This is a genomic window from Nocardioides sp. BE266 (genome assembly GCF_031457855.1).
Classification (GTDB): Bacteria; Actinomycetota; Actinomycetes; order Propionibacteriales; family Nocardioidaceae; genus Nocardioides.
Genome location: NZ_JAURTI010000004.1, coordinates 492,277 through 516,866 on the forward strand (window position 1 = coordinate 492,277; position 24,590 = coordinate 516,866).

The 24,590-nt window shown below is 71.9% G+C and carries 13 protein-coding genes; 9 read left to right on the plus strand and 4 right to left on the minus strand.

The window, feature by feature from the left end:
• Positions 1–3 precede the first annotated feature (3 nt).
• Entirely contained in the window at positions 4–1,530 is a 1,527-nt protein-coding gene (locus tag J2X46_RS14720; RefSeq protein ID WP_310251778.1) for an ATP-dependent DNA ligase, read from the minus strand.
• Positions 1,531–1,600: 70 nt separating this feature from the next.
• On the opposite strand from J2X46_RS14720, the gene J2X46_RS14725 reads away from it, so the two are divergent.
• The 3 genes from J2X46_RS14725 (at position 1,601) to J2X46_RS14735 (ending at position 4,721) form a co-directional block, all read left to right on the plus strand.
• Positions 1,601–2,227 (plus strand): FMN-binding negative transcriptional regulator, encoded by a 627-nt coding sequence (locus J2X46_RS14725; RefSeq protein WP_310251780.1) that lies wholly within the window; start codon positions 1,601–1,603, stop codon positions 2,225–2,227.
• The gene (locus J2X46_RS14730) at positions 2,224–2,835 is read left to right on the plus strand and encodes a hypothetical protein (protein WP_310251782.1); all 612 of its coding nucleotides are present in this window, start codon (positions 2,224–2,226) and stop codon (positions 2,833–2,835) included. The genes J2X46_RS14725 and J2X46_RS14730 overlap by 4 nt, the downstream gene beginning before the upstream one ends.
• Positions 2,836–2,981: 146 nt before the next feature.
• A complete protein-coding gene (locus J2X46_RS14735; RefSeq protein WP_310251784.1) occupies positions 2,982–4,721 on the plus strand; it encodes a M28 family peptidase in 1,740 nt (579 codons plus the stop codon).
• A gap of 46 nt (positions 4,722–4,767) precedes the next feature.
• Here J2X46_RS14735 and J2X46_RS14740 read toward each other — a convergent pair whose 3' ends face one another.
• Positions 4,768–5,649, minus strand: coding sequence for an RNA polymerase sigma-70 factor (locus J2X46_RS14740; RefSeq protein ID WP_310251786.1), 882 nt, complete (start codon positions 5,647–5,649; stop codon positions 4,768–4,770).
• Between the two features lie 2 nt (positions 5,650–5,651).
• The gene (locus tag J2X46_RS14745) at positions 5,652–6,236 is read right to left on the minus strand and encodes a carboxymuconolactone decarboxylase family protein (protein WP_310251788.1); all 585 of its coding nucleotides are present in this window, start codon (positions 6,234–6,236) and stop codon (positions 5,652–5,654) included.
• A gap of 163 nt (positions 6,237–6,399) precedes the next feature.
• Here J2X46_RS14745 and J2X46_RS14750 point away from each other — a divergent pair, with 163 nt between their 5' ends.
• Positions 6,400–8,487, plus strand: a complete 2,088-nt coding sequence (locus J2X46_RS14750) for an elongation factor G-like protein EF-G2 (protein ID WP_310251790.1) — start codon at positions 6,400–6,402, stop codon at positions 8,485–8,487.
• Here J2X46_RS14750 and J2X46_RS14755 read toward each other — a convergent pair.
• Entirely contained in the window at positions 8,414–9,016 is a 603-nt protein-coding gene (locus tag J2X46_RS14755) for a hypothetical protein (RefSeq protein WP_310251792.1), read from the minus strand. The two genes, J2X46_RS14750 and J2X46_RS14755, sit on opposite strands and share 74 nt — an antisense overlap.
• A gap of 194 nt (positions 9,017–9,210) precedes the next feature.
• Here J2X46_RS14755 and J2X46_RS14760 point away from each other — a divergent pair, with 194 nt between their 5' ends.
• Genes J2X46_RS14760 through J2X46_RS14780 form a run of 5 tightly spaced genes read left to right on the plus strand, consistent with a single transcriptional unit; the run spans position 9,211 to position 24,519 of the window.
• Positions 9,211–10,380, plus strand: coding sequence for a hypothetical protein (locus J2X46_RS14760; protein WP_310251794.1), 1,170 nt, complete (start codon positions 9,211–9,213; stop codon positions 10,378–10,380).
• A gap of 4 nt (positions 10,381–10,384) precedes the next feature.
• Positions 10,385–13,801 carry a DUF6603 domain-containing protein gene (locus tag J2X46_RS14765; protein ID WP_310251795.1) on the plus strand — a complete coding sequence of 1,139 codons (3,417 nt, stop codon included), beginning with the start codon at positions 10,385–10,387 and terminating at the stop codon, positions 13,799–13,801.
• The gene (locus tag J2X46_RS14770; RefSeq protein WP_310251797.1) at positions 13,798–17,133 is read left to right on the plus strand and encodes a hypothetical protein; all 3,336 of its coding nucleotides are present in this window, start codon (positions 13,798–13,800) and stop codon (positions 17,131–17,133) included. Before J2X46_RS14765 ends, J2X46_RS14770 begins: the two co-directional genes overlap by 4 nt.
• Positions 17,130–22,652, plus strand: coding sequence for a hypothetical protein (locus J2X46_RS14775; RefSeq protein WP_310251799.1), 5,523 nt, complete (start codon positions 17,130–17,132; stop codon positions 22,650–22,652). Before J2X46_RS14770 ends, J2X46_RS14775 begins: the two co-directional genes overlap by 4 nt.
• 4 nt (positions 22,653–22,656) lie before the next feature.
• Positions 22,657–24,519: a hypothetical protein gene (locus J2X46_RS14780; protein WP_310251800.1), complete on the plus strand. Its 1,863-nt coding sequence runs from the start codon at positions 22,657–22,659 to the stop codon at positions 24,517–24,519.
• Positions 24,520–24,590 lie beyond the last annotated feature (71 nt).

Genomic DNA, 24,590 nt, shown 5'->3' on the forward strand with positions numbered 1-24,590 from the left:
GCATCACCCGGTGAGGTGCGAGCGCACCGCCTCGATCGTGTCGGCCTCCTCGGCGGTCTTGTCGTCGCGGTAGCGGACCACCCGCGCGAAGCGGAGGGCGACGCCGCCGGGGTAGCGCGTGGAGCGCTGGAGGCCGTCGAAGGCGATCTCCACCACCTGCTCGGGCCGCAGCTCGACGGCGTAGTGGTCGCGGATCGCGTCGGGGGAGACGGCGAGCTCGGTGAACCGCTCGGTCTGCCAGGCGAGCATCTCGTCGGTCATGCCCTTGAACGTCTTGCCGAGCATCACGAAGCCGGTCTCCGAGGTGGCGTCGCGGGCAGCGAGGTGGATGTTGGAGAGCCAGCCCTCGCGGCGGCCCGAGCCCCACTCGACGCCGAGCACGACGAGGTCGAGCGTGTGGACCGGCTTCACCTTGACCCAGGCCGACCCACGCCGACCGGCGGCGTAGGGAGCCGAGAGGTCCTTGAGCACGACGCCCTCGTGGCCGGCGGCGACGGTCTCGCGCGCGAACGCGTCGGCGTCCTCGACCGACGACGTCACGACACGCCGGACGCGGTGCTGCTCAGGGACGAGTGCGTCGAGCGCGGCGAGCCGCTCGTGACCGGGGGAGTCGAGCAGGTCGCGACCGTCGACGTGGAGCAGGTCGAAGAAGTGGGGCGTCACCGCGACCCCAGTGTCCTGGGCGGTGCGGCTCGCGGTGTCCTGGAACGCCATCGGCCGTCCGTCGTCGGTCAGCGCGAGCGCCTCGCCGTCGAGCACGAACCGCGATGCCGGGAGCGAGCGGGCGACCTCGACCACTTCGGGCAGCCGCCCGGTGATGTCGTCGAGGCTGCGCGTCACCACCAGCACCTCGTCGCCGTCGCGGTGCACCTGGATCCGGATGCCGTCGAGCTTGGCGTCGATCGCGACCTCCGTGCCGTCGGCGGACAGGCCGGCCATCGCCGCCGCCACGTCGGGCGCGCTGGACGCGAGCATCGGCATGATCGGGCGGCCGACCTCGAGCCCGATCTCTGCGAGCGCCTCCTCGCCCTCGAACGCGGCCCCGGCGGCCGCGACCGTCGAGCCGGCGAGCATCGCTGCGCGTCGTACGGCAGCAAGGGGGACGTCGGCGACCTGCGCGACCGCCTCCTGCGTGACGGCGTCGAGCGCGCCCTGGCGGACGTTGCCGGTGACGATCGCGCGCAGCCACGCCTGCTCGTCGGCGGTCGCCCGTCCGAAGAGTGCCTCGACCGCGTCGCGCCTGGCCTTCTGCGAGCCGGCACCCGCGATCGACGACATCGCCTCGAAGGCCTCGTGGACCTCCAGCACCGTCAGCGACGGCTCGTCGGCCGGGGGAGGGAGGTCGGCGACGCCACGCCACCCGAGTCCCGTACGACGTTGCCGCAGCGCCCCGCCGAGGTAGGACACCACGATCTCGAGCTCCGCCGGCTCGACCCGGCCGAGCGTGTCCGCGAGCGCGACGACCTTGGCCTTGCGGGAACGGGTCGCCGCCACGGCGGCGGAGGTCGCGACGAGCTCGGCGAGCAGCATGGCTCCATCCTGCCGCCCGCCACCGACACCGGCGCCACCCCGACGGGCACCGAACAGGCAGGATGGGGCTGTGCCTGACCAGCAGCCCGACCCGCAGCTCTACGTCCCGCGCTTCAACGTGATGGAGGCCGACGACGTACGCCCCTTCGTCGAGGCGGTCGCCACCGCGCAGCTGGTCACCGTGGGCGAGGACGGGCTGCCCGACGCGACGTTCCTGCCGGTGCTGTGGGAGGGCGACCGACTGGTCGGCCACGTCGCCCGCGCCAACGCCCACTGGCGGCGCATCGTCGACGGCTCGTCCGCGCTGGCGATCGTGACCGGGCCGGACAGCTACATCACGCCGACCTGGTACGCCACGAAGGCCGAGCACGGCAAGGTCGTGCCGACCTGGAACTACTCGGTCGTCCACCTGCGCGGTCGCGTCGTGGTCCACGACGACCCGGAGTGGGTGCACGCGCTCGTCACCCGGCTGACCGATCGCCATGAGGCCGACCGCGAGGAGCGGTGGCACGTCACCGATGCGCCGGACGACTACATCGCCAAGAACCTCCGCCCGATCGTCGGCGTGGAGGTCGTCGTCGAGTCGGTCGAGGCCAAGGCCAAGCTGAGCCAGAACCGCTCCGACGAGGACCGTGCCGGCGTCGCAGCCGGGCTGGCCGCGGACGGTCGCGACCCGTCGGACCTCGTCGTCCCGTGAGGGCAGGTCGGGTCCGCGAGCGCTTCACCGGCCGGATCGCCGGCGTCGGCAGCACGAGCGGCGTCCGCGTCGTCGTCGGGCGCTGGGACGACTCGCCGTGGGGCCCCTTCGCCGACGTGATGCTCGAGGACGCCTCGGGACACCGGGTGCTGCTGGCGCCCGACGAGACGGTCCGCGACTTCGTCGCAGCGACGTACTCCTTCGACGAGCACGTCCTCGAGCCGGTGTCGGTGACCGACACCGACGACGGCTGGCAGGTGACGACGCCGTCCCTCTCCCTCGGCATCGTGGTCGGAGGGCGTACGCCGCTGGGTGCGGCCCTCGGCCTCGTGCCCGCCCGCGTCGCCACTGCGCCGGCGTGGTGCGCCGTCGCCGACCCCGTCGCGCGCGTCATCCTCCGCGGCGTGCGCACCCGCGGGACCGCCGGCAACGACCGCAGGGAGTGGTACGGCGCGACCTCGGTCGCGGCCGTCACTGCCGTGTCCGGCGAGTGGCGCGGCACCGACCTGGGTGCGCTGGCACCCGTCGACCCGCCCTGCCGGTTCGGCTTCTCCTCGACCCCAAAGCGGCCCTCGGTGACGAGCGTGGTGACGACGATCGAGCGCTAGTCCTAGGCGCTGTGCCCGACAGGACGAACTTGACCCGTCGAGGGGATATCCCGCACCCGCGGCCGAAAGTAGATTCGTAGGTTGGCCGCCGACCCGCTTCGGCATCGGGTCGAACGCGTTCGTCGGCAGCCCCGAGAGGGAGTGCGATGAACACTGCGTCCAAGCTGCTGACTGCGAGCGCGGCCTCGGTCCTGCTCGCCGGGGCGGCCGCCTCGTCCGGATCAGGCGCCGTCCAGACCGTCACCAAGGCACACGGGGGACACGGATCCCACAGTGTCACCCCCCACGACCCCCAGGCGAAGAAGTTCGTGAAGGGCGTCTCCGTCCGCGACATCACCGAGCACCAGACCGAGCTGCAGCGGATCGCCTCGCTCAACGACGACACGCGCGAGGTCTTCTCCAACGGCTACCAGGAGTCGCTCGACTACGTCGTGGACACCCTGCGCGACGCCGGCTACCGACCGGAGCTCACGCAGTTCAACTTCCCGTTCTGGGCCGAGACGCAGCCGCCGGTCCTCAACCGGGTCGCGCCGACGCCGAAGACGTACGTCCCGGGTGACGCCGCGGACAGCGACCAGCCGACGGCCGACTTCATCACCATGGCCAACTCGCCGACCGTCGAGCTCACCAACGCGCCGGTGTTCCCCGTCGGCGGCATCGTCGACCCGCCCACCGGCGGCTCCGCGAGCGGGTGCGCGGAGGCCGACTACGCCGGCGTCTCCGGCAAGGTGGCGCTCGTCCAGCGCGGCACGTGCGCGTTCGTCACCAAGTGGTCGCTGGCGCAGGCGGCCGGCGCGACCGGCGTGATCATCTACAACGAGGGCAACACCCCGGCGCGGCAGAACCCGATCTTCGTCGACAACCAGCCCGACCCGCCGGCGACGATCGCCGCGGTGATCACCAGCTACACGCTGGGCAACGAGCTGCTGCAGGCCTACAAGTCGGGCCAGAACCCGACGGTCGACTTCAAGGTCTACGGCGACTTCACCGACCGCTTCATCCCGCAGGTGATCGCCGAGACGCGCGGGGGAGATCCCAACCACGTGGTCGTGGTCGGCGCGCACCTCGACTCCGTGACCGCAGGCCCCGGCATCAACGACGACGGCTCGGGCACCGCGACGCTGCTCGCCCAGGCCGAGGAGCTGGCCAGCGGCCACTACAAGCTGCGCAACAAGGTCCGCTTCGCCTGGTGGGGCGCCGAGGAGAACGGGCTCGTCGGGTCGACGTACTACGCCCACGACCTCAGCCAGGCCGAGGTCGACAAGATCGACGTGATGCTCGACTACGACATGCTCGCCTCGCCCAACTACGTCCGCTTCGTCTACGACGGAGACGGCAACGCCGAGCCGGACAACCCGGCCGGGCCCGAGGGCTCGGGCAAGGTGGAGCAGGTCTTCGACGACTGGTTCACCGCGCAGGGCCTCGAGAGCGCACGCGTGCCGTTCGACGGCCGCTCCGACTACGTCGGGTTCACCGACCGCGGCATCCCCGCCGGTGGCGTCTTCGCCGGTGCCGAGGGCGTGAAGACCGCCGAGGAGGCAGCGACGTACGGCGGCGCCGCAGGCTCGTGGTACGACCCGTGCTACCACCAGATCTGCGACAACCTGATCACGGTGCTGACCGGGGTGCCGCCGCTCGACGCCGAGGGCCTGGCCCCCGAGGGTGACGACGCCGCCAAGCACGCCGCCCAGCGGGCGATGGCCGGAGGCGCCCTGAAGGGACTCAAGGAGCTCGCGGGTGCCGCCAGCTACGCCGTGTACTACTTCGGCGCGAGCAAGGACCCGTTCAGCGCCAAGGTGCACAAGGCCCGCAAGGAGGCCAGGAAGGTCGGCAAGGCCGGACCTGACTTCGCGTGGCACGGCCACGGGAACCGGGTCCGCCGCTGACCCCACCGCGTCCCGTACGTCGCACCCCCCGGCGGCGTGCGGGACCCTAGCGGCTGATCGTCGCCTCGACGTCGATCCCGCCGAGCTTCACCGGGTTGCGCACGGCGTAGATCCGGCTGATCCGGCCGTCCTCGACCAGGAAGGTGATCGCGGTGTCGTGGCCGTCCTCGAGGCCGACGATGCGGGCGGCCGGACTGCCATTGAGCAGCACGGGAAGGACGGTCGCGCCGCCGCCGAACTTCGGGAAGGTCCGCAGCAGGTTGGCGACCTTCTTCGCCCCGACCACGGGGTTGGTGATCGCCTGCGCGATGCCGCCGCCGTCGGCCACCATCACCACGTCGGGGGCGAGGGCGTCCAGCAGCCCCTGGAGGTCGCCGCCGGCCACCGCGGCGAGGAAGCGCTCGACGACCTCCTGCTGCTCGCTGCGGCTCACCTCCATCCGCGGACGGCGCGCCGCGACGTGCTCGCGCGCGCGGTGCCCGATCTGGCGCACGGCCGCCGCGGACTTCTCGACCGCCTCGGCGATCTCGCCGTAGGGCACGTCGAAGACCTCGCGCAGCACGAAGACCGCGCGCTCGGTCGGGGTGAGCGTCTCGAGGATGGTGAGCATCGCGTAGGACACGCTCTCGGCGAGCTCGACGTCCTCGGCGACGTCGGGTGAGGTCAGCAGCGGCTCGGGCAGCCACTCACCGACGTACTCCTCCCGGCGGCGCGCGTTGGCCCGGAGCCGGTCCAGCGCCTTGCGGGTGACCATCCGCACCAGGAAGGCCCGGGGGTCCCTGACCTCCGACCGGGCGTCCGGGCCGATGTCGTCCCAGCGGATCCAGGTCTCCTGGACGACGTCCTCGGCCTCGGAGGCCGCGCCGAGCATCTCGTAGGCGACGGTGAAGAGCAGCCCGCGGTGGGTCACGAAGGGGTCCTCGGTCACGGTCACGACCCTACGGTCGCGCGCTCGGCCAGCGGCTTGAGGCCGCACGCCGCGGCGAAACCGTCGGACTCGATGCCGAGGGCGACGTTGGGCCGGGTGGTGAAGTTGGCGAAGCCGATGACGGCGGTCAGCTCGAGGAGCGCGGCGTCGCCGAGCTGGCTGCGCAGCGAGGCCACCATCTCGTCGGTGACGGTGGGCTCGGTCTCGGTCATCGCCTCGGCGTAGGCCAGCACCTCGCGCTCCAGCGTGGTGAAGACGTCGGCGTCGCGCCACCGCGGGACCTCGCGGGCCTTGGTCATGTCGAGGTCCAAGTTGTGTGCCTCGAAGTAGTTGAAGTCCAGGCACCAGGTGCAGCCGACGCGCGACGCGACGGCCATGTGCGCGAAGGACTTGAGCTGCTCGTCGCAGCGGTCCCACTTCTTGAGCTTGCCGCCGAAGCCGGCCATGTCCATCAGCACCTTCTGGTGGTGCCAGTAGACGCCGATCGAGGTGGGCACCGTGCCGAGGGCCTTCCGGGCGAAGCGCTTGATCATCGCGCCCTTCAAGCCGGTGATCTCGGCGGCGGGGATGCGGGTCGTGCCGGTCATGTCGTCCTCCTGTGGATGTGATCCCGTGGTGGGTCGGACATGAAGACGCCGGCCGGCGGCGAGTTGTGACACCCCCGCCTCACGCCGTACCCCTTGCCTCACCGAATCGGTCGGGTGAACAGTGGGCTCACACGTCTCGGACCAGAGATCAGGAGCCGTCACCGTGAGCAGAGAGACTGGCACCCCCGGTCAGGCCGGTCCCGCGGCCGCGGTCGGGCCCCAGTCGATCCGCAACGTCCTGGTCGTCGGCGCGGCAGGGTCCGGGAAGACCACGCTGGTCGAGCGGCTGCTGGTCGCGGCCGGGGTGCTGAACCGGGCCGGCAGCGTTGAGGACGGCACGACGGTGTGCGACTTCGAGGAGGTCGAGCACCGGCAGCGCCGTTCCGTCGGGCTCGCCCTCGCGCCGCTGGTGCACGACGGCGTGAAGATCAACCTGCTCGACGCCCCCGGGTACGTCGACTTCGTCGGCGAGGTGCGCGCCGGCCTCCGGGCCGCCGACTGCGCGTTGTTCGTGGTGGCCGCCAACGAGGGGGTCGACGAGCCGACCCTCGCCCTGTGGCGCGAGTGCGCCGACGTCGGCATGCCCCGGGTCGTGGTCGTCTCCAAGCTCGACCACGCCCGTGCCGACGTCGACGGCGTGGTCGCGCAGGCCCGGAGCGCCTTCGGTGAGCGGGTGCTGCCGGTCTACCTCCACGAGGGCGGGCGGCTCGTCGGCCTGATCACCGGTGACCACGAGCACGACGCCCAGCGCGGCGCGCTCATCGAGGGGATCATCGAGGAGTCCGAGGACGAGACGCTGATGGACCGCTACGTCGGCGGCGAGGTGATCGACGCGCAGCTGCTGCTCCGCGACCTGGAGCTCGCCGTCGCGCGCGGGTCGCTGCACCCCGTCGTACCCGTCGACGCGACGACCGGGGTGGGCGCCACCGAGCTGCTCGACCTCATGGTCTCGTCGTTCCCCTCGCCGCTCGAGCACCCGATGCCGACGGTCTACACGCCCGCCGGCGGCGCCGGCCCGGCGATCGCGTGCGACCCGTCCGGCCCGCTCGTCGCGGAGGTCGTCAAGACCACTACCGACCCCTACCTCGGGCGGGTCAGCCTGGTCCGGGTCTTCTCCGGGACCGTGCTGCCCGACTCGACCGTCCACGTGTCCGGGCACCGCTCGGTGTGGGCCGATAGCGACCCGACGGCCAGCCATCCCGACCACGACGAGGACGAGCGGATCGGCTCGCTCTCGGTGCCGCTCGGCAAGGCCCAGCGCGTCGCGGCGTCGGTGACCGCGGGTGACATCTGCGCCGTCGGACGGCTCAGCCGCGCGGAGACCGGCGACACCCTGGCCTCGGTCGAGACGCCGCTGGTGCTGGAGCCGTGGCGGATGCCCGATCCCCAGCTCCCGGTGGCCATCAAGGTGCTGACGAAGAGCGACGAGGACAAGCTCGGCTCGGGCCTCCAACGGCTCGCCGCCGAGGACCCCACCCTGCGCGTCGAGCACAACGACGAGACCCACCAGATCGTGCTCTGGACGATGGGGGAGGCCCACGCCGACGTGCTGCTCGACCGCCTCGCCGGCAGGTACGGCGTCGACGTCGAGGAGGTCGAGCTCCGGGTGCCGCTGCGGGAGACCTTCGTGCGCTCCGCCACCGGGCTCGGCCGGCACGTGAAGCAGAGCGGCGGCCACGGGCAGTACGCCGTCTGCAGCATCGAGGTCGAGCCGCTGCCGCAGGGCAGCGGCTTCGAGTTCGTCGACAAGGTCGTCGGCGGCGCCGTGCCCCGGCAGTTCATCCCGTCGGTCGAGAAGGGGATCCGGTCGCAGATGACGCGCGGCATCGAGTCCGGCTATCCCACGGTCGACCTCCGGGTGACCCTCACCGACGGCAAGTCGCACAGCGTCGACTCCTCCGACATGGCCTTCCAGACGGCCGGCGGGCTGGCGCTGCGCGACGCCGCCACCCGCGGCGGTACGTGCTACCTCGAGCCCGTCGACGAGATCGAGGTGCTCGTCGCCGACGCCCTGGTCGGCGCGATCATGGGCGACCTGTCCGCCCGCCGCGGCAAGGTGCTCGGCAGCGAGACGACCGCCGACGCGGGGATGGTCGTCGTGCGGGCGCACGTGCCCCAGCTGGAGCTGCGCCACTACGCCGCCGAGCTCCGCTCGATCTCCCACGGCTCGGCGACCTTCACCCGTTCCTTCGCCCAGTACGAGCGGGTCCCCGACCAGGTCTCCGCGAAGCTGGACACCCAGCGCGACTAGCGCGCCGGGCTCCGTACGCCGTCCCACGCGTGAGCCCAACATGACCGTCCGCCGCCGGGCGGTTGGCGCGACGGTAGACCTGCCACGGCGCGCTCATCACGATCGCGTCGAGGAAGTAGCGGGTGTGGTCGCTGTCGTCATCGACCGGTCGGTGCCCGACGAGGACGGCCCGGTGCCGCTCGATCCCGCGCTGCACCATCCCCAGACCCACCGCCAGCACGAACGCGATGAGCGCGGTGACGGCGTACGCGCCGAGCAGGCCGGTCGCCGCGTAGGTCTCGAGGTAGATCCAGTACCCGGGGATGTCGTCAGCCACCTGGTAGACCGGGAAGACCGTCGCGCACCAGACGCGTGCGAAGGCGAAGCCGCGACGGTCGGCCGTGGACTGGTCGCCTCGCCCCAGCGCACGCGTGATCTCGGCGTTGCGCGCCGACATCTCGCGAAAGACGTCGATCGCGTCCGGGACGTAGCGCCACACGCTGAGCACGGCACCCGCGACGGCGCGTACGACGACGGTGCGTGCGGGCATGCTGGCTCGGATCTGTCGGACTTCGGTCGTCCGAGTGCAGCGGAGGTGCCGGGGAGCCGTCAAGGACGGCGGTGCGCAAGCCCGGACTAGCCCATCTGGCTCGTGCCCGGGCGTGGGTGGGAAGGTGAAATGGCCAGTTATCCCGGGGTGGGCGCGGCTTGGGCGGGTCTGCCATTGGCACGGAGGGGACCGTCGTGGACTACGCCATATCGCCGGCGCCGAAGACCGACACCGTCCTGATGACCCTCAGGGAGATGATCTCGCGGCGCGTGCCGGCGACCACGATGATCGACGTCCCGACGGTTCGTGAGTTCGTCACGGCGGTGAACCTCGACTCGCCCAACCACCCGGTCAGCGCGCTGCTGGTGGGGGCGCACGCCAACAGCGAGGGCAAGTGGTTCATCCCGCTCTTCGCCGGCCAGACGGACAACGCCAAGAAGCTCACCAACCGGACCGACTTCGAGAACCTCCAGCAGACCCTCGAGCCGGGCGCGCTGACCAAGCAGATCCGCGTCGACGCCAGCACTGTGGGCTTCACCGCACCGCCGCCCACCGCGGTGTTCCAGATCAAGGGATGCAACCTCGGCAAGTCGAAGCCGTTCCTGGTGAAGCTGAAGGAGGCGTTGGGTGGGCGCATGCTCGTCTCGGCCCCCAAGCATTTCCAGGGGGCCTACGGGTCGCCGGTGCCGGGCAACCTCGGCTCCTTCGAGTTCATGAGCTACGAGTTCCAGGTCCAGACGCCGGCCAGGAAGAACGGAAGCAAGTTCACGGGCTTCACGTCTCGCGCCGACCTCATCGCCGCGTTCGTCGCAGCGGACCACCAGTACCTCAGCGGCCGGGTCCCCGACGCCGATTGGGAGGCACTGGTCCCGAAGAAGAACTTCAACCAGACGCAGACCTTCGCCTACCGGGCGTCCCTCGGCGGGACCTTCGCGGGCCAGACAGACCTGGTGATGAGCCCGAACCCCAAGACCGGCCTCGGAGGTGGCCGCCAGTTCCGCTACTACCTCGCCACGACGACGTGGCCGATGCCGATGCCCGCCGGCAACCAGGCCGCGAAGGAAGCGACGCTGAAGTCCAAGATAGCGACCGACGACCCGCGTTTCGCCTCCACGCACGCGTGGCCGTTCTACGAGCGGATCGGGTTCGGCTCGCTGGACGAGTACATGGCCGGCCACCACTGGACCTTCGAGAAGAAGGCCGCCATCGGCCGCCGGGTGGAGTACACCGTCGTCATCCCGGTCACCGACACGAGTGGCGCGACGCCCACGCTGTTCTTCAACTTCTTCCCGGCTCCGGGCGCAGCCCAGGCGCTGGTCACGAAGCTCCCGCCGGGCGACCCGCGCTTCTACGAGGTGGTCTGAGGCGATGGCCGACGACGACGCACTCGCGGCGATCGCGAGCGAGCTCGGGCTCGCGTTGCAGCCCCTCGCGGAGGCGACCGGCTCGGCGGGCGCCATGCAGTCGTTCCTGCTCCAGCTGGGGTGGGACATCGCACCCGGCGTCGCCCTGGTCGAGGCGGTGCACGCCTCCGCGGCCACGGTCTACGAGCTCGCCGCAGGTGTCGGCGAGGGCGAGACCCCCGACCTGTCGTCGCTGCTGTCCGCGCTCCGGGCGGCGTACGTCGCTGTGGCCGACATCGCGAACGGTGGCGGCTTCCCCGCCGAAGCCGTGGCCGAGCTGCCGCGCCAGCTCGCCGACTACCTCGTCGCGCAGTACTTCCTGCTCAACCAGCCGCGCTGGGGGCACCTGCTGCGAGCCGTCGGCGTGCTGCAGCTCGAGGACATCGCCGAGACCGCCACGCGGCCGGCGTACCTGAGGCGGACGGTCGACTACGAAGGGTTCGCCGACCTGGTCGACGACCCGCTGGCCTTCTTCCGCGGCGCCTACAAGTGGGGAACACCGGACTTCCGCGGCGAGGACTTCGCCGACGCGCTCCGCGGTCTGGCCGTCGCGTGGGGGCTCGATGCCGAGCAGGCGCCGGTTGATCCGCTCACGCTGGCCCAGCTGATGCAGGGGGCGCTCTCGCCGGCCACGGCCGTCGACACCGTGCTGCGGATGCCCGTGCTGAGCAGCGCCTCCGAGGAGTCCTTCGAGCTCGGCGTCGGGCTGTTCCAGCTGCCCCAGACAGCGGCCGCGATGCCAGGCTTCGCGGTGATGCCCTACGGCAGCGCGGGACTCGACCTCGAGATCGGGCTGAGCGAGCTGCTCACCCTAGTCATCGGCGGCACCGTGAAGCTCGACGGGGGAGTCGGGGCACTGGTCCGGCCCGACAAGGACCTCGAGTTCCTCGTGGGCTTCGGGCCCGGCACACCGTCGGCCGCGTCAGGGACGCTGAGCATCTCGCTGGTCGTCGGCGACGGCGAGCCGATGGTGCTGATCGGCGACCCGGCGGCCAGCCGGTTCGAGCTCGACGGGGCCTCCGCGCTGGGCGGCGTACGTTTCCACTCCAGCGGCAAGTTCGAGGTCTACGTCGAGGCCGCGGTCGAGGGCGCTCGGCTCGTCATCAAGCCCGGCGAGGACAGCGACTCGTTCCTCTCCAGCCTCCTGCCGCCCGAGGGCCTGACGATCGGCACCGACCTCACGGTCGGCTTCTCGACCACCCAGGGGCTCTACTTCGGCGGCAGCGGCGGCCTCGAGATCGCGCTGCCCGCGCACATCCAGCTCGGCCCGGTCGAGATCATGTCCGCGATGATCGCGGTGAAGTTCCGCGACGGCGGCATCCCGATCGAGATGGGCGCCACCATCAAGGGCGACCTGTCGGTGCTCAAGGCAGTCGTGGAGAACATCGGACTCACCGCCACGATCACCTTCCCCGACGACCAGCGCGGCAACCTGGGCCCGGCCAACCTGGCGCTCGGCTTCAAGCCGCCCAACGGTGTCGGTCTCGCCATCGACGCCGGCGTCGTCAAGGGCGGCGGCTACCTCTACCTCGACTTCGACAAGGGCGAGTACGCCGGCGCGCTCGAGCTGGTGATCAGCAACTTCCTGTCGCTGCGGGCGATCGGGCTGATCAACACCAAGATGCCCGGCGGCCAGCCCGGCTTCTCGATGCTGGTGATCATCACCGCCGAGTTCAGCCCCGGCTTCCAGCTGGGCTACGGCTTCACGCTGATCGGCGTCGGCGGCCTGCTCGGCCTCAACCGCGCGATGCTCCTGGAGCCCTTGGCGAACGGCATCCGCACCGGTGCCATCAACAGCATCCTGTTCCCGACCGACATCATCGCCAACGCGCCGAAGATCATCAGCGACCTGCGCGCGATCTTCCCGCCCAAGCCCGACACCTTCCTGATCGGGCCGATGGCGAAGATCGGCTGGGGCACCCCGACGCTGATCTCGGTCTCGCTCGGCGTGATCATCGAGATCCCCGGCAACGTGGTGATCCTCGGGCGGCTCAAGCTGGCCCTGCCCACCGAGGACGAGGCCGTCGTCGTGCTGCAGCTGAGCTTCATGGGAGCGCTGGAGTTCGACAAGAAGCGGATCTGGTTCTTCGCCTCGCTCTTCGAGTCGCGCATCCTCTTCATCACCCTCGACGGTGAGATGGGGCTGCTGATGGACTTCAGCGACAACCCCAACTTCGTGCTCACCGTCGGCGGGTTCCACCCGAAGTTCACGCCGCCGCCGCTCCCGTTCCCCTCGCCCCACCGGCTCGCGCTGTCGCTGATCGACGAGAGCTACGCCAAGGTGCGCGTCGAGACCTACTTCGCCGTCACCACCAACAGCGTGCAGCTCGGCGCCCGCGCCGAGGCGTTCTTCGGCTTCAGCGCACTCAGCGTGGAGGGCTACTTCGGCTTCGACGCGCTGCTCCGCTTCTCGCCGTTCTACTTCATCGTCGAGATCTCCACCGGCTTCTCGGTCAAGGTCTTCGGGATGGGCGTCTGGGGCGTCCACCTGCGCGGTGCGCTCGAGGGTCCGACGCCGTGGCACATCACCGGCAAGGCCTCGATCGAGTTCCTGTTCTTCAGCATCTCGGTCTCGGTCGACGAGGTCTTCGGCGAGCGCAAGGCCGAGCTGCTGCCGCCCATCTCGGTGCTCCCGGCCCTGCGCGCGGAGCTCGAGAAGCTCGACAGCTGGCGGGCGACCATCCCCGGCGGCGGGCGCCAGCTCGTCAGCCTCCGCGAGCTCGGCGACCCCAATCTCCTCGTGCTCCACCCGGTCGGCGTGCTCCAGGTCAGCCAGCGCTTCGTCCCGCTCAACCTCCCGATCGACAAGGTCGGCAACCAGAAGCCGTCCGACATCACGAAGGCGACCGTCACGATCGACGCCGGCGACGTGCTCGCCGTACGAGGCCCGATGCGCGAGCGCTTCGCCGCCGCGCAGTACCGCACGATGGACGACGCCGCGAAGCTCTCCGCGCCCGCCTTCGAGATGCTGGAGAGCGGCGTCGAGCTCGGCGCCGCCGGCAACGACTGGCGCACCGGACCGGCCGCCACCCGCAACGTGCGCTACGAGACGATCATCGTCGACTCGGCCTTCGAGCGGCACACGATCCACTTCTTCACCTTCTGGCCGATCCTCTTCACCCACTTCGCCGCCGGCGCCGCGATCGCCAAGTCGCCACTTTCGCTGGCCCAGGAGAAGAAGCACCAGCCCTTCGACGCCAAGGTCGCGGTGCCCGGTGAGCAGTTCACGCTGGCCCACCAGTCCGACAACACTGCAGTCGCCGGAGTGCAGACCTTCGTCACCCACGCCGAGGCGATGGCCCACCTCGCCGCCACGGTCGCCGCCGATCCCACCTCTGCCGACTCCTTCCACGTCATCCCGCTCGCGGAGGTGAATGCGTGAGCGAGCAGCCGATCGCGTCGTACTCCTTCCTCCCGTGGGCCCGACAAGGGCTCGGCGGACAGGTGCAGGAGGCCGACCAGGCGGTGGTTCCCGGCATCCGGGCGACTATCGGCGTAACGCTGACTATCAACGCCGACAAGGTCGGTGGCGGTACGACGAGCCAGCAGGTGCCGCGCAACGTCGAGATGTACGGCCCCGGCGACGTCGTCGGCATCGACGCGGCCAGCATCGTGAGGTCCGAGCCGCGGCACTGGATCACCAACTTCGAGACCAACTACCTGCCCTACGTGGAGTTCTACGAGGAGGACTTCCCGTGGCGCTACACGCCGGCGAAGTCGGCCGACGGCGGGCGCCGGATGCGGCCGTGGCTGACCCTCGTGGTGCTCGCCGAGGACGAGTTCGTCGACCGCGCCACGCTGTCGGGAGGCAAGCTGCCGGTCATCGAGGCCACCGACTCGGCCGGCACCTTCCCCGACTGGGCGACCCAGTGGGCGTGGGCCCACGTGCACGTCAACGGCACCCTCGGCGGCGACCCCAACGACCAGCCCGGCAACGCCACCCGGCTCGGCGCGACCGTCGCGGCGGACCGCGACTCGGCGTACTCCCGGCTGCTCAGCCCGCGCGTGCTGCGCGCCAACACCGCCTACCACGCGTTCGTCGTCCCGTCGTTCGAGAGCGGGCGGCTCGCCGGGCTCGGCAAGGACCCCGGCGGCGCGGCGTTCCCGACGCAGGGCTCGTGGGTGCCGGGGCGCGCGGACACCGATCCTGACCTCTACCCCGTCTACCACCGGTGGTACTTCCGCACCGGCGAGGTCGGCGACTTCGAGTACCTCGTGCGGCTGCTCCAGCCGCGCACCGTCGACGCCCGGGTCGGGCGCCGCCCGATCGACGTGCAGGACCCGGGCTCCAACCTCCCGCCGATCACCGGCCTCGGCGGAGTGGTCCGCCTCGGCGGTGCCCTGCGCGCCCCGCTCAGCACGCTGAGCACCGAGGAGCGCGCGGAGTACGACGCCTTCGAGGGCTGGGCCGAGCCCTACCCGCACCCCTTCCAGGACGCGCTCGCGCGTCTGGTCAACCTCGGCTCGGACTACCAGGGCCAGTCGGCCGCCGACGCCAACGCCGCGACCGGGCTCGAGGTCGTGGAGGACGACGAGGACCCGATCATCGTCCCGCCGCTCTACGGCCGCTGGCACGCGCAGGTGTCCCGGCTGACGCCGACCGACGCGGACCCCGAGCACGAGCACTGGGTCGACGAGCTCAACCACGACCCCCGCCACCGCGTGGCCGCCGGCCTGGGCACCGGGGTGGTGCAGAAGAACCAGGAGGCCTACATGGAGGCCGCCTGGCAGCAGGTCGGCAAGGTCCTGGAGGGCAACAGCAAGATCCGGTTCGGCCACCTCGCGATGTTCACCTCGATGATCTGGCACCGCCGCGAGCTGGCGCGGGCGGCCGAGGGCACGGGCGAGCGGCTGCTCGCGGTGACCGCGCCCGTGCACCAGCGCGTGCTCAGCAGCGGCAAGACGATCGCCTTCGCGATGCGGCAGAGCACGCTGCCGCAGGCCCTGCTCGGCACCACGTTCCGCAAGGTGCTGCGCCCGCGGGCGCGGGTCACCCGGCTCGGCTCGCGCACCGGCCCGGTGTCGTACGACGGCCTCATCACGCGCGTCAACGACGGCGAGATCACCGTCGCGCCGCCCAAGACCGTCCCCGACAACCTGCCGACCGGCCCCGACCTCGCCGACGACCTCGGTGGCGGAGCGAGCCCCGGCCCGCGCCTCCCGCCCGTGCTCGTGGACCTGCTGCGCGGCTTCAAGGCCTGGCGGATCTGGTTCTGGGTGCTGGCCGTGCTGCTGGCGCTGCTGCTCCTGCTGGTGCCGGTGGTCGGCCCGGTCCTCGCCGTCGTGCTCCTCGTGGCGGCCTTCCTGCTCTACCTGTGGCTCAGTCGCGGGTTGAGAGCCGCGTCCGAGCCGAGCCCCGGCTCGGTGGTCGACTCCGACACCCAGACACCGGAGACGGTCGACGACCTGCCCACCAGCTCGGGCTTCGAGGTGGTGCCCACCGACAGCGGCGGCGTGGCCGGGGTGCCGGCCGCCCCGCAGCCCGGGCCGGACTCGCCGACCGCGATCCGCTTCAAGGAGGCGCTGCGCAACGCCTACGCGGTCGACGGCGCCGAGCGCGGCCTGCCCGTCGTCGTACGAGAGCCGATGCCGCTCGACGTGGTGATCGGCTCGGTGTTCACCGGGATCGACCCGACGTTCACCGTGCCGAAGCGGGTGCTGGCGGGCGTGGAGATTCCCGGGCGGATCAGCTCGGAGCTCGTCGAGGACTTCGGCGAGGTGATGGTCTACCCCGAGATCGACCTGCCGATGTACGAGCCGCTGGAGGAGATGTCCAGCGAGTACCTCGTGCCCAACATCCAGCTCGTCGAGGCGAACTCGATCACGTTGCTGGAGACCAACCAGAAGTTCATCGAGGCCTACCTGGTCGGGCTCAACCACGAGTTCGCGCGCGAGCTGCTGTGGCGCGAGTACCCCACCGACCAGCGGGGCAGCTACTTCCGCCAGTTCTGGGACGTCGGGAGCTTCCTGGCCCAGCCGGGCGCCGACCCGGCGGCGCTGCGCGAGCGGCTGCGCGACGTGCCGGAGCTGCACACGTGGTCGCCGAACTTGGGCATGGGCTCCTTCGACCACCGCGAGCAGCAGGGCGACAAGGAGGAGGAGGTCGTCCTCACCATCCGCGGCGAGCTGCTGAAGAAGTACCCCACCGCCGTCATCTACGCCCACCGGGCCGCCTGGGAGCGCACCAGCGCGGGCGCCATCGACCGCGCCAAGCCGCGCAAGCTCGCCGACCTGCCGACCGGCACCCCGCCGCGCGACCTCGTGAAGACCCCGCTCTACGAGGCCAAGGTCGCGCCCGACATCTACTTCTTCGGCTTCGACCTGACGGCAGAGACCGCCAAGGGCGGTCAGGACGTCAACGGCGAGGAGGACCCCGGCTGGTTCTTCGTCATCAAGGAGCGCCCGGGCGAGCCGCGCTTCGGCCTCGACCTGCCGCAGGCGGCGCCCCAGGGCGCGATCAACACCTGGAACGAGCTCTCGTGGACCGACGTGGTTGACGACTACACCGCGGTGCGGGTGCTCCCGGTCGGCCAGCGCGAGGTCGGCCTCGTCGACCCCGGCGCAGGTACGCCGGAGAAGCAGCAGCACGACGAGGACAAGGCCTTCCGGTGGCGGGCCGACACACACGCCGCCGAGCTCGCCTACATCCTCTACCAGGTGCCGGTGCTGATGGCCGTGCACGCCGCCGAGATGCTCCAGAAGGACGAGGCGTGAGCGAGTTCGACGACCTCCGCGCGAGCCTCTCCGAGCGACGGGCCGGCCGCGAGGCTGCCCGCGTCGAGGCGCTGCTCGCCGGGGAGGCGGTGATCGGTCTGGGCCGCCGGCTCGACGCGCTGCGTCGTACGGCTGCGGGGGATGATCCGGCCCTGGTTGAGCTGGAGGCCGAGCACGAGCAGGCCGTCGCCTCCCAGTCGGGCGCCCAGCGCCGGCTGGCGGCGAGCGTCGAGGAGGAGTCGGCGGTCCTCGGTCGGATCCGGCCGTTCACCGACCCGATCACGGAGATCGGCCGACTCGACGACCGGACGCCGGTCCTGCTGCTCCCGCTCCGGCTCGAGACGCGTTTCAAGCCGTCACCGGCCGGGACGCCGCAGCTCTGGGTCCGCGTCTATCCCGACGCCTGCCTCGTCGACGGCTTCGAGGAGTCCCTGTCGGCCTCCGAGGTGCAGAACGGCACGGCGTTCTGGGCCGCGGTCTGGCGAGCGGGCGGCGACGAAGGCCTCGAGCGCGCTGCCTGGCGGGAGCTCGTCTCGGCTGCCGGAGCAGGGCGCGCCGGCTGGATCGTGCGCACCCTCGTGCCGCTGAACCCCGGCGACAAGCCGGAACCCGCCGACGCGACGCTCGACCTGATCGTCGTCGCGACCGGCCCCCAGCCTGCGGAGGTGGGTGCCTACTGGGCGGCGGTATGGGCGGGTCAGGGCCACCCGACCACCGCCCAGCAGGCGTACGACGACCTCGAGGCGGCGCTCGGCACGGCGGCCGCCGACCAGGTCGTCGCCAACCGCCCCACCAACCTCGAGGACCCGCCGCCCGCCGGGCTCGACGCCGACGAGACCACCGTTCGCGTGACCGTCCTGCAGCTGCCCGACGCCGCCGAGCTCGGAGCCCGTACGACGTCGTGGTCGAGCGCGCCGCGCGTCGACGTGCTGCCCGACCGGTTCGTCCTCCTCGGCTGGGACGGCGCCGACGCCGAGCCCACCGTCCTCGGGGTCAGCGAGCCGGTCCCGGGCTGGCTCCAGGCAGGACCCGACCCCAACGCCGCGCCCGCCGACCAGCTCAAGCCGGTCGGCGACGACCCCGACCACCCCGACACCCTGCAGATCCCCGACGCGTTGGCCTGGATGTTCGACTTCGAGCGCGCGCTCGAGGTGGGGATGGCCTTCCGGGAGGACCTCACCGCGGCCCAGGCGGCCAACGGCTTCCGGCGCCTCGTCGTGATCGGCGTACGGCTCACGGACACGCCGCAGGCCGGGGCCGACCGCCTCGGGCGGCTGCTCGAGCACCACCTGCACTCGCGCAGCGGCCTGGAGCTGCTGAAGCAGGGCACGCCGACCAACGACACCGAGCAGAAGGACGCCGGCTACACCTGGCGCGACGACCCCGACGCCAGCTTCGGGCCGTTCTTCAAGCAGCAGCCGGGCTACGTCCGCGAGGCCGACCCGACCAAGCGGCGCGACGGGCAGCGGCTGGCCGACGCGCTGTCGATCGGCGACGCGCTCGCCACCCGGATCCCCGGCGCCGGCGGCGCGGACCGGATCGAGGCCAAGGCGATGCAGGTCGCGCTGTGGCCGGCGACCATCGGCTACCTGATGGACACCCTCCTCGAGCCGGTGTTCTCCGACGCCGACGTCGAGGCGACCCGGGAGTTCTTCACCCGCGAGGTGAGCGGCCGCGGCCCGCTGCCGGCGCTGCGGATCGCCGACCAGCCCTACGGCATCCAGCCTGCCGTCGCCTTCAGCCGGCTGTCGTGGTTCGGCAAGCGAGTGCCGGACTCGCTGCGGCTGCCGGCCACCGTCGCCCGGCTCGTGCGCCAGGTCGAGGCCGACTGGACGCCGCTGGTCTCGAAGGTCAGCCGGATCGGGGGCGGCGGCGCCGATCCGCACCAGGAGCTGCTCGACGTCATCGGCCTGCACCCCACCTCGGTGGAGTACTTCCCGCTCACCGCCGACAGCCTCGAGCACAAGACCCACGAGCTGTCGTTCTTCGGCCTCGACCTCGTGCAGGAGCTGATCGCGCGGTTCCCCGCGCAGGAGCCGATCGACCTGCTGCGCCGGCTCGGCTACGCAGGCGAGGAGGTGCCCGACCTCCTCACGAAGATCTACCACGCCCGGCAGCGGCCGCTCGACGGGCCGCTCGTGGACGACGTACCTCTGTCGGAGTCCTCGCCGATCCGGGCGTACGCCGGTGGGCGCAACTACGTGAAGTGGCTGGCCGACGCCGCGGCCGACAGCATCAGGACGGTCCAGGCCGAGCAGGGGTTCGACGGCGGGAAGCCGCCGAAGGCGCTGCTCTACCTGCTGCTCCGGCACTCGCTGCAGCTCAGCTTCCGCAAGACCGCGATCGGGCTGATGGTCTCGGCGGGTGCGCTGGAGAACGCCACGCTGCTGCGCCGCGAGCCGGCCTTCGTGCACGTCGACGCCGACCAGGCCGTGCACACGGAGAGCCGCTACGCCGAGCTCTTCGCCGCCGACGACCGGGTGACGGGGGAGGCCGAGCTCAGCATCGGCGACTACATCTCCCGGCACGTGCGCGGCCTCGAGGGCAGCGTGCTGCCCGAGCACCTCGAGGCGCTCGACCTGCTGGCCACGCTGCCCACCGCGCGGCTGGAGCGGCTGATGGCCGAGCACGTCGACACCGCAAGCCACCGGCTCGACGCATGGCGCACCGGGCTGCTGGGCTGGGCGCTCGACCAGGTCCGTTCGCGACCGACCGACGGCGGCATGATCGCCACCACCCACGTCGGCGCTGCCCAGGGCGCGGCCGGCAGCGGGGGAGCGGGTGGCCTCCACCTCGGGGCGTACGGCTGGGTCGAGGACCTGGTGCCGGAGGGCAAGGCGCTCACCGAGGTGACGCTGCCGCCCGACCTCGCGGCCGACGTCGACAAGCACGCCACGACGCCGCTGATGAAGGACCCCACCAACCTCGGCCTGGTGCACGCGCCCTCGATCAACCACGCCGCGACGGCTGCCGTGCTGCGCAACGCGCACGTCGCCCACCAGGGCGCGATGTCGGTCGACATCTCCTCGCGGCGGGTGCAGCTCGCGCTGTCGGTGCTGGAGGGGATGCGCGGCGGGCAGTCGCTGGGTGCCCTGCTCGGCTACCGGCTCGAGCGCCACCTCCACGACAACGGCCCGCTCACCGTCCGCGCGCTCGTCTACCCGCTGCGCCGCGCCTACCCGCTCGTCGCCGACCAGATCCAGTCGACTGCCACGACGACCGGTGACCCGCAGGAGTCGATCGCCGCGATGAACGTCGTCGACGGCCGCAAGCTGCTGCAGGCCGTCGAGGGAGGAGGCGGGGCGACGTACCCGTTCGGGAACACCGACCTCCCGCGCCGGCCGGCCGCGGAGGAGGACGCCGTCACCGCCGCCGTCGCCCACGTGCGCGACATCAACGATGCCGTGGCCGACCTGGTCCTGGCCGAGGGCGTGCACCAGGCGGTGCTCGGCAACTACGACCGCTCCGCCGGCACGCTCGAGGCCTTCGCGAAGGGCAACCACCCGCCCGAGCCCGAGGTGATCCGCACCCCGCGCACCGGCACCGGGCTGACCCTGCGCACGGCGATCCACCTGCCCGCGGGCGGCGCGAACCCGCTCGGCATCCCGATGACTGCGCTGGCCAAGGCGGACCCGGCGGTCAACCGCTGGCTGACCGCGCGGCTGCCCGATCCTGCCGACGTCGTCGTCACGGTGACGTACGGCGATCGCGGCACCGGGAACGACGAGACCGTCCCGATCACCCAGGAGGACCTCGGCCTGCACCCGGCCGACCTGCTCTACCGCGCCGAGACGAAGGCCGACCAGGCGCTCAGCGACCTCGACGAGCGGATCCTCGACGAGCTGCACGCCACCAAGGCGGTGCGGCTGGACCGCCCGGTCGTCATCCACCACACGGAGCGGGTCGGCGGCCAGATCACCTTCTTCGAGCTCGAGGGTTTGCTGCGCAGCCTGCGCCGCGTCGTCGTCGGCGCCCGGCCGCTCACGCCCGCCGACCTCGTCCGGCAGGGCGACGCGCGCAGCACCGACCAGGGCGCCGTCTCCCTTCCGCGCGCCCGGCTGGCCGACGCGGTCGCCGACCTGCGCGACACCCTCGCACCCACGCTCGCGGGGTTGAAGGCGACCATCGCCGACCCGACGCGCACGATCGACCAGGTGATCCGGGCGTACGCCGACACGGTGGCGCCGTTCGCGGCGTACCGGCTGCAGCAAGCCGGAACCGGCTTCGCGCGCGAGTGGCGGGTCGGGGTCTACGCCGCGATCACCGACCTTTTCGCCGCCCGGGTGACGGCGTGGGACGCGCGGCTCGCCACCCACGACCAGCTGCTCCTCGACTACGCCGCGCTGCCCGGTACCGCGACGGACGACGAGCGGCTCCAGGTGCTGCGCTCGGCCGAGGTGCTGGTGAGCTCGGAGATCGGCTCCGGCATGACGCCCGCGGCCCACCTCGCCACGCTGGGCGCGAAGAAGACGGCCTTCGTGCTCCGGCACGACGCGCTCGACGAGATCTCCACCGGCGTACGACCCGGTCTGGCCGCGCTCGTCGACGACGCGGTCGCCGCGTCCGCGATCGGCGCCTTCGACGCCGACCCGCTCGACCTGTCCGGGCAGGTCGCGGAGATCGACCGGTTCCGCACGGAGCTGGCCGGTCGCGTCGACCTCCTCGAGGCCGAGGTCGGCAAGCGCGTGACGGCGGGGGAGGACGCCCTCACCGCCCACGACGCTGCAGCCGCGACCGCTCGTGCCGACGTGCTGCGGGGCGGGCTGCGCGCGGTCTTCGGCGACGACCTCGTGGTCGTGCCGAGCATCCAGCTGCCGACCGCCGCGGCCGACGAGCTGGCCAAGGCGTGGCAGCACACCACGTCGGGCGGCCTGACCAAGCACCTGACCGACCCGGCGCCGGCGGGCTCGGGCCGCGACTTCCCGGAGGACGACTGGCTGCACGGGGTCGCGCGGGTGCGCGAGCGGATGCACCACCTGGAGAACGTCGTGCTGCTGTCCTCCGCGCTGCCCGGCGCGACGGCACCACCGCTGCGGCCGCTCCAGCTGCCCCACCAGGACGGCCAGCCCTGGCTGGCGATGGAGGTCCCGGAGTCGGCGTCGGAGACGGTGTCGGGGGAGCGGCTGCTCTACACGGCCCTCCAGGAGGGCACCCTCGACCCGCACCAGCCGCTGCGCGGGCTGCTGGTCGACGAGTGGACCGAGGTCCTGCCCGCCCGCGACCTCACCACCGGCGTCGCGTTCCACCACGACCGGCCCAACGCCGAGCCGCCGCAGGCGTGGCTGCTCGCGCTGCCCGCGTCGTTCGACGGCGTCTGGTCGTGGGACGAGCTGGTCGGCGCGGTGACCGAGACACTCGACGCCGCCAAGCTGCGCGCGCTGGAGCCGACGCACCTCGACGAGACGCCGTACGACGCCCTGCTGCCGGCCACCCACTCGGCCTGGACGTTCCCGGAGATCTCGATCTCCCACAACCTGCTGCGCAACCTTGATGTCTACCGCGTGCTCGAGGACGGATGAGCCGATGGCCGAGATGCACGTCGTGACCAACCTCGAGACCGCGCTGCTCTCGCGGCTCCACCCGGCGATCACCCGGTGGAACCGGCTCGAGGGCCGTCCGCGCCGCCACGACTTCGACCGCGCGCTGCACGCCGAGGTCCGCGACGCGCTGTGGTTCCTGTCGCGGCAGTGGCAGCTCGGCGAGTTCGTCGGCGACGACGCGGGCTCGCCGGTGCTGGCTCGGGCGTGCCTCGACCTGCGCACCCTCGACCGCTACCAGCCCGGCACCGGTGCGGTGCAGGAGCTCGACGGCGACGGCGTCCTCGAACCGACCGTCGAGCGGCGCCCGGTGCCGCTGGCGCTCGAGTCGCAGGCGCTCTCGCTCGACCTGCGGATGGCGGTCGGTCGGCGCTGGCTGCGGCTGCTGGAGCGCGACTTCCCGGCGACGACGTACGCCGACGACTACCGCGACGCGTACCTCGTCGAGGTGCCGAACCCCTTGGCGGAGGCGGACGCCCAGGTCGTCGCGCACGCGGACGCCTGGCAGCAGGTCGGGTGCGCGGCCGGCCGGGCGATGGACGGCATCGCGCTGATCGAGCACGTCGCCGGTGGGGGAGCGGTGGTCGACGACGTCACGGTCGCCCCCGGCGACGTGGGCGATGTCGAAGCCCTCTTCGAGCGGCTTCGGCTGTGGTTCGCCGCCCTGATCGACAACCCGGAGACCGACGACGCCTGGAAGCCGTCGCGTCTGGCGTACGGCTTCGCCGTCTCGGCGCCGTCGGGGGAGTCGGACGCCGACGGCGGCACGGAGGTCGTGCTGCGGGCGGAGGAGTACCACCAGGGCACCCTCGACTGGCACGCCCTGCAGCGGTCGTCCGACGCCCGGCTGGTGGAGGACGGCGCCCCGCCGGCGCCGGACCGACCCGAGGTCGAGGCCACCCGCGACGTGCAGACCTTCGTGCCGACCCAGGTGGTCTTCGACGGGATGCCCAACACGCGGTGGTGGGCCTTCGAGGACCGTCGTACGAACTTCGGGAAGGTCAGCGCCGACACGACCGACGTCGGCACGCTGATGCTGATGGAGTTCGCACTGGTCTTCGCGAACGACTGGTTCGTGGTGCCGTGGACGCTGCCGGTCGGGTCGCTGGCTCGGGTTCAGGGGATCGCGGTGACCACCGTCTTCGACGAGCGGCTGTGGGTGGAGCCAGTGGCGCCGCCCCCGGGTGCTGCGGGCTGGGATCGCTGGAGCATGTTCGCCCTCGCCGACGAGTCCGGCGGCGACCCCGAGGCCGAGCTGGTGCTGCTGCCGGTCGCGCCCAAGGTGCAGGAGGGCGAGCCGCTCGAAGACGTCTCGCTGGTGCGCGACGAGATGGCCAACATGGTCTGGGCGATCGAGCAGATGGTCCCGCTCGCCAGCGGGTGGCCGCGAGCCGGGGGAGAGGCGGCCCACGAGCTGCGCACCCACCTCCAGAACCTCATCGGCCCACCCGCCGGCCCACCGCCTGCCCCGGCCGCGCCGATCCGCTACGAGGTGATGAGCTCGGTCCCCGAGCAGTGGCTGCCCTTCGTGCCCGTCCACGTCGACGGCAGCACCCGTGAGACCCAGCTCCAGCGCGCCACCATGCTCCGCTTCCTCGACGGCGACCCCGACCCGGCCGAGAAGGTGCGACCTCGGACGCCGCTGATGTCGGCGAACCTGCCCTCGGCGTACTTCGTCTTCGAGGACGAGGTCCCGCGCGCCGGCGTGCGCGTCAGCCAGTGCTACCAGCGCACCCGTGGACCCGACGGGAAGGTGATGGTCTGGTACGGCGCCCGCAAGCAGACCGGGCGCGGTGAAGGCAGCTCCGGGCTCGGCTTCGACCGGATCGTGGACTCGCCGACGGAGTGATCGGGCTGATCTGCGACGGCGTCGAATCGCCGCGTACCGTCCGGGGCGCGACATTGCGCCGCGTCGGGGGT